4 protein-coding genes are annotated in these 12,706 nt (G+C 40.9%); 3 read left to right on the plus strand and 1 reads right to left on the minus strand.

The window, feature by feature from the left end; all coding sequences use genetic code 11:
• Nucleotides 1–162 precede the first annotated feature (162 nt).
• Complete coding sequence (locus D0T66_RS04325) at nt 163–2,619, plus strand: DUF4982 domain-containing protein (protein WP_163355974.1); 2,457 nt, start codon at nt 163–165, stop codon at nt 2,617–2,619.
• Between the two features lie 12 nt (nt 2,620–2,631).
• Nucleotides 2,632–4,962, plus strand: a complete 2,331-nt coding sequence (locus D0T66_RS04330) for a beta-galactosidase (RefSeq protein WP_163355976.1) — start codon at nt 2,632–2,634, stop codon at nt 4,960–4,962.
• 169 nt (nt 4,963–5,131) lie between these two features.
• Here the strand turns inward: D0T66_RS04330 and D0T66_RS04335 are convergent, their stop codons facing one another.
• The gene (locus tag D0T66_RS04335; protein WP_163355978.1) at nt 5,132–9,103 is read right to left on the minus strand and encodes a hybrid sensor histidine kinase/response regulator transcription factor; all 3,972 of its coding nucleotides are present in this window, start codon (nt 9,101–9,103) and stop codon (nt 5,132–5,134) included.
• 400 nt (nt 9,104–9,503) lie between these two features.
• Between D0T66_RS04335 and D0T66_RS04340 the strand changes: the two genes are divergently transcribed.
• Nucleotides 9,504–12,695: a TonB-dependent receptor gene (locus tag D0T66_RS04340; RefSeq protein ID WP_163355980.1), complete on the plus strand. Its 3,192-nt coding sequence runs from the start codon at nt 9,504–9,506 to the stop codon at nt 12,693–12,695.
• The last annotated feature ends 11 nt before the right edge of the window (nt 12,696–12,706 follow it).

Consider the following 12,706-nt stretch of genomic DNA (forward strand, 5'->3'; position numbering starts at 1 on the left):
ATTTATCAGTAATTGCAGGGGCTATTTGCTTATCAGCAGTAAAAAGAAACTAAATAAGGCGACACGGGAAAAGACGGAAAAGTGTTACTTTTACATACGCTTCGCTCCTGTGATTGTTAATTGTCACTTTTTCTTCTCTGTAGAATAATTAAATAATTATATATGAAATATTTAAGATATATATTCTTTTTGACGACTTTTTTCTGTTTTGCTACAACTTACTCCCAATCTGTCAGAGATGAATTTCTGATAGAGAAGAATTGGAAATTCAGTAAAGGAGATTTTCCGGATGCAAAAAATAATCATTACAATGACACAAACTGGGAAACAGTCACGGTCCCTCACGATTGGGCTATATATGGACCTTTCGACAGGAAATATGATTTGCAGGAAGTCGCTGTTACACAGAACGGAGAGACAGTAGCAACGGTTAAAACCGGACGTACGGGGGGACTGCCTTACATAGGCATCGGCTGGTACAGGAATACATTTGATGTAAGTAACTTCTCGAAGGCAAATAACCGGGTGACGCTTCTGTTCGATGGGGCGATGAGCGAAGCACGGGTATATGTGAACGGTAAGGAAGCCGTTTTCTGGCCTTTCGGTTATAATTCTTTCCATTGCGATGTGACGGATTTGCTGAATGCCGATGGAAAAGCTAACACGCTTGCCGTACGGCTCGAAAATAAACCTGAATCTTCGCGTTGGTATCCGGGGGCAGGGCTCTACAGGAATGTACATGTCGTTGTAACAAAAGATATCCATGTCCCGGTTTGGGGAACATATATTACAACACCCTTTGTCTCCAAAGAGTATGCTTCGGTTAATCTGAAGACAGAAATTGAAAATAGTAATGGGGCGGATGTGAGAATAGTGACCGAAATTCGCGATGCGGATAATAAAGTAGTATCAACAAAGGATAATACACAGAAGATAAATCACGGAAAACCTTTCGAACAAAACTTTATTGTAGACAATCCTCAATTATGGTCGCCGGAAAGCCCTTATCTATATCATGCCGTTTCAAGCATATATATCAAAGATCAGCTGGTCGATGAATATACTACCCGTTTTGGTATCAGGGATATAAAACTGATCGCCGATAAAGGCTTCTTTCTGAACGGAGAGCGCCGGAAATTTCAGGGAGTGTGTAACCATCATGATTTAGGGCCTTTGGGCGCTGCTATCAATGTTGCGGCATTGCGCCGTCAACTTACCATGCTTAAAGACATGGGGTGCGATGCCATCCGCACGGCACATAATATGCCGGCTCCCGAACTGGTAGAGTTGTGCGACGAAATGGGTTTTATGATGATGGTAGAGCCTTTCGATGAATGGGATATTGCTAAATGTAAGAATGGTTATCATCGCTTTTTTGGTGAGTGGGCAGAGAAAGATATGGTAAATATGCTTCGCAACTATCGCAACAATGCCAGTGTAGTGATGTGGAGCATCGGCAACGAAGTTCCTACCCAATGTAGCGATGAGGGATATAAGGTTGCTTCATTCCTGCAGGACATTTGTCACCGGGAAGATCCTACCCGTCCTGTGACCTGCGGCATGGATCAGGTTACATGCGTATTGAATAACGGCTTTGCTGCAATGATTGATGTGCCGGGCTTAAATTACCGGGCGCACCGCTATCAGGAAACATATGAGAAATTACCTCAAAATCTGGTATTAGGCTCCGAAACTTCATCTACCGTTAGTTCGCGTGGTGTATATAAATTCCCTGTGGAGAAGAAAGCCGATGCTGTATATGATGACCATCAATCGTCGTCGTACGACCTCGAATATTGTTCCTGGTCTAATATCCCTGACGAAGATTTTGCGTTGGCTGACGATTATAACTGGACAATGGGGCAATTCGTCTGGACAGGATTTGATTATCTGGGAGAGCCATCTCCTTACGATACCGATTCATGGCCAAACCATAGTTCTATGTTTGGAATTATCGACTTGGCAAGTATTCCCAAAGACCGGTATTACTTGTACAGAAGTGTATGGAATAAAAATGAAAATACATTACATATCCTTCCTCACTGGAACTGGAAAGGCCGTGAGGGACAAAAGACACCAGTTTTTGTTTATACCAATTATCCTTCGGCCGAGCTTTTCATCAATGGAAAAAGTTATGGCAAGCAGACTAAGAATAATTCAACATTACTCAACCGCTATCGCTTGATGTGGATGGATGCTATATATGAGCCGGGCGAAGTAAAGGTAGTTGCATATAACGAGCAGGGAGTAGCTGTGATGGAAAAAACGGTTCGCACAGCAGGCAAACCTCATCATATCGAATTAGTGGCGGATCGCACACAGCTATCGGCTGATGGAAAGGATTTGGCATACATCAACGTGCGTGTTGTGGATAAGGATGGAAATCTTTGTCCCGATGATCAGCGTATGATTACTTTCTCTGTAAAGGGTAACGGTAAATATAGAGCTTCGGCAAACGGAGATGCTACAAGCCTCGATTTGTTCCATCTGCCGCAAATGCCTGTTTTCAACGGACAGCTGACGTCGATAGTACAAGCAGGGGAAAATGGTGGCAAAATTGTTTTTGAGGCAAAGGCTAAAGGCCTTAAAGCCGGAGTAATTGCGATAGAGGTAAAATAATGAGATTATTATATGAAAAAACTAATATTTCTAATTTGCATTATATTTATATTCCTTTCCGGCTGCGAATCCAAAGGAACATTCGAAGCCGGTGATAAAGCCTTCTTGCTGAACGGCGAACCCTTTGTCGTTAAGGCTGCTGAACTCCATTACCCCCGTATCCCCAAAGAATATTGGGAACATCGGATACAAGCCGCAAAAGCATTGGGCATGAATACCATCTGCCTGTATGTATTCTGGAACTATCACGAACCCGAAGAAGGCAAGTATGATTTCTCGGGACAGAAAGATATAGCCGCCTTCTGCAAACTGGCACAAAAACACGATATGTATGTCATTGTCCGTCCCGGACCGTATGTATGCGCCGAATGGGAAATGGGCGGCCTGCCTTGGTGGCTGTTGAAGAAGAAAGATATAAAACTTCGTGAGCAAGACCCATATTATATGGAACGCACCAAACTGTTTATGAACGAGGTTGGTAAGCAGCTTGCAGACTTGCAGATAACCAAGGGTGGGAACATCATTATGGTGCAGGTGGAAAATGAATATGGCTCTTTCGGCACAGACAAACCGTATGTTGCTGCCATTCGCGATATAGTAAAAGAAGCCGGATTCACGGATGTGCCTTTATTCCAATGCGATTGGAACTCGAACTTTGAAAATAATGCACTGGAAGATTTAGTGTGGACTATCAACTTTGGGACAGGAGCCAATATCGATGACCAGTTCAGCCGGTTACAGGAACTTCGCCCCAATACTCCGCTCATGTGCAGTGAATTTTGGTCGGGATGGTTCGACCATTGGGGGGCAAAACACGAAACACGCAGTGCCGAGGCCTTGGTGGGCGGCATGAAAGAAATGCTTGACCGCAATATCTCTTTCAGCCTGTATATGACGCACGGAGGAACCAGCTTCGGGCATTGGGGTGGTGCCAATTTTCCTAACTTTTCACCGACCTGTACATCTTACGATTATGATGCGCCGATAGGTGAATCGGGAAACATTACACCCAAATATCACGAAGTACGCAATCTATTAAAAAATTACTTGCCGGAAGGGCAAACCTTGCCGGAAATCCCGGATTCGATACCGACAATAGCCATCCCGGCTTTCGAACTGACCGAAATCGCTCCATTGTTTGACAATTTGCCTGATGCCAAGGAAAGCGAAACAATCCAATCGATGGAATTTTTCGATCAGGGTTGGGGTAGTATCCTCTACCGGACAAAGCTCGAAGCTTCTGATGAAGAACAAACCCTGATAATAACCGAAGCCCACGACTGGACACAGGTATTCCTGAATGGCGAACGGATAGCTACTCTCAGCCGCCTGAAAGGTGAGGGAACAGTAAAACTACCTCCGGTAAAAGACGGGGCGCAACTCGACATTCTGGTGGAAGCTATGGGACGTATGAACTTCGGAAAAGGTATCTATGACTGGAAAGGGATTACAGAAAAAGTGGAGGTACAAACAAGAACCGAGACAACCGAATTGAAGAACTGGCAGGTATATAATATCCCTGTGGATTATGAATTTGCCAAGAATAAGCAATACAAGAGAGAACCGAATATCGCAAAGTTTCCGGCATATTACAGAGGCACATTTACGCTCGACAAGGTTGGAGATACATTCTTCGACATGACTAATTGGTCTAAAGGTCTGGTTTGGGTAAATGGTTATGCCATCGGGCGTTTCTGGGAGATAGGTCCACAACAGACATTGTATATGCCGGGGTGCTGGCTCAAGAAAGGAGAGAATGAGATAATCATACTTGATATGATTTCTCCTGAAAAGCCGAAAACGGAAGGATTGAGGAAACCAATACTCGACGTATTAAGAGGCAATGGGGCGTATGCGCATCGTAAGTTGGGAGAAAACCTAAATCTGACAGGCGAAACACCAGTATATAAAGGAGCATTCAAGCCGGGCAACGGCTGGCAACATATCAAGTTTGGTAAAACTGTCGATACCCGTTTCTTCTGTATCGAAGCATTGAACTCGCACGGAGGGGATGATTACGCATCGATGGCTGAACTGGAACTGTTAGGTGAAGATGGTAAACCTATATCGCGCCAGCATTGGAAAGTGGTTTATGCCGATAGCGAAGAGTTGGATGAGGCTAATAATATAGCAACCAATGTATTCGACTTACAGGAATCCACTTTCTGGCATACCAATTATTCGACCACAAAAGCTAAATATCCTCATCAATTGGTCATCGATTTGGGGGAAGACAAGAAAATCACAGGATTCTCTTATCTGCCACGGGCAGAAGCAAACAAGCCGGGAATGATTAAGGATTTTAAGGTATATGTTAAGATGTCATCATTTAAAGTCAAATGATATGTCTTAACGAAGTCTCCTTTGAAATACGAGACAATAAAAAAGTCTTCTAAATAATGTTTAGAAGACTTTTTTGTGTCTTTTAGAAGGGTCTTTTTAATTCTGTTCCTCAAGTGAACCTCCTGCAACTGTTCTCGAACCAATTTATAGAGGATATGAGTAAATTATATCATGATTCTCTTTTCTTATATATTGATGGAAGTTCTCCATAAACGTCCTTGAAATATTTGGCAAATTGTTTTGGTGATAACCCAATTTTATATGCAATCTCGGAGACACTAAGCTGGCTCTTCTCAAGCAATTGTTTTCCTCTTTTAATGCGTATGGTACGGATGAATTCAATTGGGGACTTTCCGGTTATCATCATAAGCTTTTTGTACAAATGACCTCTGGTCATTCCAATGGCAGAACTAAGGTCTTCAACAGAAAAGTCTACTTTATCAATGTTCTCTTCTACGAGTGTTATTGCTTTGCTAATTAATTGCTCATCCAAAGAGCTTATCGTAATCTCATTGGGTTCTACCTCTATTGTCTTGAATTTTTGATGGTTATTCTTACCCCATTCCAACAGTTTTTCGATCCGTAATAATAATATTTCGAGATTGAAAGGTTTGGTAATATAGTCATCAGCACCTTCTTTCAAACCGCTCAATACATGTTCGTCAGCAGTACGCGCTGTCAGTAAAATAACCGGAATATGAGAAAAACGAAGGTCCCCTTTAATTTTATTACAAAGCTCAAGTCCATCCATTACGGGCATCATTACATCACTAATTACCATTCTCACTTGCTGCTGAGCCATTATAGCCAGTGCTTTTTTGCCGTTTGGAGCAGCAATGACAGGATAATGATCTTTTAAACAATCAATAATAAATTGCCTGAAATCGTCATTGTCTTCCACCACCAGAATTGGATATTCATTGCTGAGGTCTTCAGTACCCTCTGTTTTGCTGTTCTCTTCGTTTTCGATACCTATATATTCTTCAACAGTTTCGGTAATTGGCAATGTTACAATGAAAACAGAGCCTTGGGGGGTATTATCTCTCACTTCTATATCACCGCCATGCATATTGACATATTCTTTTACGATATGTAGACCGATGCCGCTTCCTATATAAGCCGAAGCATTTGTCTCCTGATAAAATCTCTCGAAAATGTGGCTTTTAGTCTCTTCCCGAATCCCAATCCCAGTATCGGCTACTTGTATTCTTACACTTTCGCCAAGCGTACTTGTAACTTTATCCAGAGTAACAGTTATGCTTCCATTGTCAATATTGAACTTGAAGGCATTCGACAGTAAGTTCATAAAAATGCGTCGTATCTTATTCCTGTCAAAATCCATTTCAATAGACGAAGCTTTCGAAATCAGCTTGATTTGTATCCCTTTCTTATTAGAATATGGTTCAAATGAACTGCATATCTCTTTGATGAATTCCAATAAGTTGCCGTGAGAAAGATTAAGCTCTGCCTTCCCATTCTCAAGCCTTCTCAGGTCTAATAATTGATTCACTTCACTCATCAGGATCAAGGCATTGCGGTGCATCAATTTCAAGTCCTCTTTAGCTTGATTTTCGGACACAGGCGATGATATAAGCTTCTCCAAAGGGCTGATGATAAGGGATAATGGCGTGCGCAAATCATGGCTCACATTTGTGAAAAAACGCATCTTGGCTTCATCCATCTCATGTTGTTGAGCCATTTCCATTTCTAATTTTTGCATCCGTATTTTAAACTTATCTTTTCTGCGCATATATATTATTATGGCAATAATGATAACACAGAAGAGAATAACATACAAGATATAAGCTGGTACAGACAGCCAGAAAGGAGGGTTAATATGAATCAGTAATGAAGCGTGTTTATTATCCTGATGTCCGTTGTTATTAACTATTTTGACCTGTAGATCATAGGTGCCGGGAGATAGCTCATTGAAATGAATGGTATTTCCACTGAGCCTGATCCATTCGGCTTCATCTCCCAAACGGTATGCGAATATTGCCTTATGCAATGACTGATAGTCTAAAGATGAAACATCGAGCGAGAAATTATTATTGGAATAGTCCAGATAAATTTCGTCAAGGAGCTGAATATTCTTGTGCAATATAATGCCTCCGCCATTTATCGATTCACCAACTTCAATTCTCTTGTTTGCAATATATAATGCTGTAAATTCTACCTTGGCTCTATAGAGATTGTTGGGTATAGATTCGGGAAATGCTTCGATATAACCACCAATTCCTCCCATAAGTATCTCGCCGTTTTTGCTGCACCAGAGCGAATGGTTGTTAAAGGCAATATCACCCAGTCCATCTTCTTCGTAATAACGATAGCACCTGAAGGTAGGCATAGGCGACATCGGATCATTTATAACCACAACGTGTGTAACGCCCAGATCGGTTGTAATCCATATATTCTTATTGTGGTCTTCGGCAATCGCTTTGATAAAGTTGTGAGACAATCCATTATCGGTATTCAAATAGATAATCGAATCTCTTGCCTCATCAAAGACCGATATTCCTTTTTTACCTCCTATCCACAATAACCCCCTGCTATCCCTGTACAGGCAATTTATAAAAGAATCGGCAAGAGATTGCCTTTCATCGGCAGTACCCGATATCTGGGAAATCTGACGGGAATATGTATCCATTACGCAAAGTCCGGCAGAAGTACCTATATACAATTTTTGCCCATACTGGCAATATAGGTCTGTAATACTACTCGATTGTAGCGGCGTTCCCTCTACGGTATAACTCGAAAATGTTCCACTCGTATCGTAGCAATACAACCCCTTAACGACTGTCCCGATCCAGATATTGCCGGCTTTATCCTCATCGATACTCCGTATATATTTCATTGGGTTCTCTATTCCGTCCGTTTCATCATAGCTGAGATTCACAAATCTGCCTTTGTCATAGAAACAGACTCCTCCTCCATAAGTGCCAAACCAAATCCTTCCTTTAGAATCCAAGAAAGAACAAACGATAAGATTCTCGGGAATATCACCATTACGAAAATTAAAATTTATATGCCTCTCGGTAGAAGCTTCTACTTTAGTAATACCTTCGCCATCAGAGCCTAACCATAAATTGCCTTCCCGGTCTTCCAATACACAACTGATATCGTCTTGTTCGGATATATTATACCTTCTGAAAAAAGTATTGTCGAGAGATGCATAAGCAACACCTCTTTTACTTGTTCCTACCCACATAATGTTTTGTTTGTCGTGATAGAAACACTTTATATGGTTAGACGGTATCGAAAATTGCCTGTTTTGTTTATAAGTGATTGCCGAATATTGGTTGGTGCTAGTATTATAAACTGTTATACCTGCATTATCTGTTCCAATCCAGATGTTTCCTTTGCTATCGTCTATCACGCATGTTACAAAATTATAATCTCGATTATTCCTATCCTTGAAGGTTTTCAGCTTTTTTGCCTTTGGGTTGTAGTATTTCAGCGCATCCTCGGGAGAATGCTCGGTATAAAACCATAAATTATACGCATAATCGAGGTACATTCTGTGCCGCGAATAGGTTGACAATGGTATGGAAGTTTCATGCAATATTTTCCCCGATTCAAAATCAATCTTCTTTACCTGCCCATTTGTAAATAATATATAGGCATGGCCGTCGCGGCATTCTAACCATTTTATGCTTTCATCCACAGATAGTTGGAATCGGAGTTGCTTTTGTTTTGAATAATCATGGTAAATCAATGTACTTCCATCGGAGCACCACAAATTTTTATCGTGGTCGACAAATAATGTTGCTATTTTTTCAGCAATATTTAATTCTTGTAATACCGGGCTGATGTCTTTTTCTATTATATCCTTTTCGCGGTTGTACAGGAAATAGTTTTCACCAGCCTGTATCCACATATTCTTATTGGCATCCTCACTGATATAATAAGTATCGTTTCCTTGAGGAGCGATTGGATAGTACTTGAAATTATAGCCATCATAACGGCTCAGGCCATTCGTCGTAATAAACCACATGAAGCCATAATCATCCTGTAATACATCATGTATATAATTGTCATATACCCCGTTTTTCACATCCAGCGTGCTAAAGTTGACCCCTTCGTAAGGATAAATATATATGCATATGATGCTGAGGCATAAGATTGATATATATCTTTTCATGCGATATTAGTATGTGAATAATTATTACTGCAAATAAAGATAATATTTTAAAACATGATCAAACTTCCCTTGTGTATCAAAATACCTCTTGATTTGTATCAATTGCTTAGAAATATAAAATAAATTAGTATACCCCTGAACTTTTTTTCTACTTTAAATTCATTCAGAATCAAGATATCTCCTTTTGTATTCAATAACTATCTCTTTTGTATTCTGAAACATATAGGATACTTCTGTAATTCATTTGGGAAGTTAGATATGTGAAAAGTTATTCATATTTGTAATGGAATCATAATACTATGTCGAATCAAGTCTTGTACTTTGATCTTATAAGATAAGTCCGAGTATAGATATGATAGAAGAATAAAAAATTACATTGTTAATAGTTAATATCTACATTATGAACAAAATCCTTTATTTTTTAATCCTGTTTTGTGCTGTACCTGTCATGATAAATGCACAATCATTGGAAATTACAGGTAAAGTTACAGATGCACTCGACAATTCTCCTTTGCCGGGAGTAACCGTGCAAGTGCAGAACAAATCTGCAACCCAAACTAATTTGGATGGTACTTATGTCATTAAAGCAGATGCAGGTGACATCATTACCTATTCTTTTCTGGGTATGGCATCGCGCTCTGTTACAGTAAAATCCGAGAAAGTTATTAATATAGCTTTGTCGGAAGATAATGTTGCACTGGACGAAGTGGTGGTCGTTGGATATGGTACTGTAAAGAAAAGAGATCTTTCCGGTTCTGTAAGCCAGATTAAGACATCAGAGATCTTAAAAGGAAATCCATCGCCAAGTATCAATCAGGCTCTGCAAGGGCGATTGGCCGGAGTAGTAGTTAGTCAGAATGATGGTGCACCGGGTGCCGGTATCAGTATACAAGTGCGGGGTGTTAACTCTTTCTCTACAAATACGCAGCCTCTCTATATTGTAGATGGAATACCCTATGACGTAGCATCTATGCCATCGAGCAGTGCTAACGAAAACAACAATCAGACTTCTAATGCATTAGCCGCAATCAACCCGAATGATATTGAGTCTATTGAAGTGCTGAAAGATGCCTCTGCGACTGCAATATACGGTTCGCGGGGTGCAAATGGTGTCGTGCTTATCACAACGAAGAAAGGAGAAAAAGGAAATGATAAAATTGAATTTACCTCCAACTTCAGTGTATCTACGATTGGTAAAAAAGTCAAAATGCTGAATCCTTACACGTATGCCAACTACATCAACGAGCAAACCGTAAACAGTGCATATTATGAAGGTATTGCCTACTCCAATTTACCATATTCAGGGACATGGAATTATCAAAAAGATAATAGTGGTGCGATTATAACTTCGACCGGCAAATATAACCCGTCGCCGGACGATTTTAAGAATCCGGGTATCTATACAGATATATATGGAAATCAAACATCGGTTGAAGGAACAGATTGGCAAGATGAAATCTATCAAACAAGCTTTTCGCAGGAATATAATCTTTCTATCTCGGGAGGAAGTGACAAAGGCTGGCACTCATTTTCAGGGAACTTTTTAGATCAGCAGGGATTTATCAAAAACTCCGGATATAAACGTTACTCTTTGCGCACGAATATAGGACGCAGGGTTAGGAATTGGGTAGAGTTAGGCATGAATATCAGCTACACAAATTCGACTACCGACTTTTCCAAATCCAATTCTTATGACTATGGAATTATTCGTTCCGCATTAATATTCCCTCCGACATACGCATCGAATGTGGGACCGGATGTATCGGACGAATTGAACTGGCTGGCTTCCAATCCTTCTATATATGTAAATACAGCAAAAGACCAATTGAAGTCGAGCAATATATTCAGCTCTTCCTATGCCGAATTAAAGTTTACCGATTATTTGAAATTCCGTCAGAACCTCGGGCTTGGATATTCAAACAACAATAGAGGAACCTACTATAACCGGCACACGCAGGAAGGCCGCCCTCCTGTGAATGGCAGAGCGGGACAAAGCGATAGCTGGTGGCAAAGCACAACTGCCGAATCGATAGTGACCTTTAGCAAGACTTTCAAAGAAATACATTCAGTAAATGCAGTTGCCGGATTCACTTACGAACAATCGGACTATGGTGGCAAATCCATCACGGCATCTAATTTCCCTACAGATATTACACAGGATTTCGACATCTCTCAAGGTTTGTCTCAGGATACCCCTACAAGCAATAGAGGAAGAAGTTCGCTTGTGTCGCTTCTCGGACGCGTAAACTATTCGTACAAAGGGAAATATATTGCTACAGCATCATTCCGCCGCGATGGTTCAAGCAAGTTCATCACAGGAAACAAATTTGCCAACTTTGCATCCGGGGCGCTGGCATGGCGTGTATCAGACGAAGAATTTATTAAGAAACTCAATTTCTTCGACAACCTGAAATTACGCTTGAGCTACGGTCAGACAGGTAATCAAGGTATAAACTCTTACCAAAGTCAGGCTTATCTTGCTACAGCCAATTATCCTTACGGGGGTAGTCTCTCAAGCGGATTTGCAGAAGTCGATTGGAGGGGAGCATTGAATCCTGACCTGAAATGGGAAACAACCGACCAGTATAACATCGGATTAGATATTTCTATATTGAAAGGGCGCCTCAATTTTACAGCCGATTATTACTTTAAAAAGACGAATGACTTGCTGCAAAGTGTAAGCATCCCGTCGAGTACAGGGTTTGCCAATATGTGGGCCAATACCGGATGGGTTAAAAATGAAGGTCTGGAACTTAGTGCAAAATTCTATGCTCTCACCGGGCCAACATTCAAATGGGATATTGATGCCAATATATCGTTCAATAAAAATACCATTGGTGGATTAAAAGGAGATCAGTTCGCAGCACGTCTCTGGTATCAGAAGGAAGAGATATTTATCCAGCGAAACGGAAAGCCTATCGGAGCAATGTTCGGCTTTGTTGAGGATGGAATTTATAATAACGAGGCCGAAGTGATGGCAGATCCGGTGAATAAAGGATTATCCAATCCAACAAGTATGGTCGGCGAAGTTAAATATCGCGATATAAACGGAGATGGCGAGATAACAAATGCCGACAGGGTAATAATAGGTGATGCCAATCCTGATTATGTTTTTGGGATAACAAATAACTTCAGCTGGAAAAACTTTACATTGAGTTTCTTCCTTCAGGGAGTTGTGGGTAACGATATATTTAACGGTAACCTGCTCGATGTGACAATGGGTAACATTGGCAATATCCCGGTGTCGGCTTACAATAGCAGATGGACGCCCGAAAACAAAGCCAACGCTAAATGGCCTAAGGCAATCGCCTCATACAACCGCGTGTGGAGGGTATCGGACAGATATGTGGAAGATGGTAGCTATGTGAGACTGAAAAACATAAACATCGGTTATAATTTCAAACCTAAGTTCAAAGGTGTCGATAACCTGTATATATATGCCAGCGCAACAAACCTCTTCACAATAACAGACTATAGCTGGTTCGACCCGGATGTAAATGCTTTTGGCGGGGATGCTTCCAGACGAGGTGTCGATATATATTCGTATCCAAGTAGCCGTACATTCTCTCTTGGATTCAAAGTAGACTTTTAATAACCATAGAA

The organism is Dysgonomonas sp. 25 (assembly GCF_010501075.1).
Taxonomy (GTDB): Bacteria; Bacteroidota; Bacteroidia; order Bacteroidales; family Dysgonomonadaceae; genus Dysgonomonas.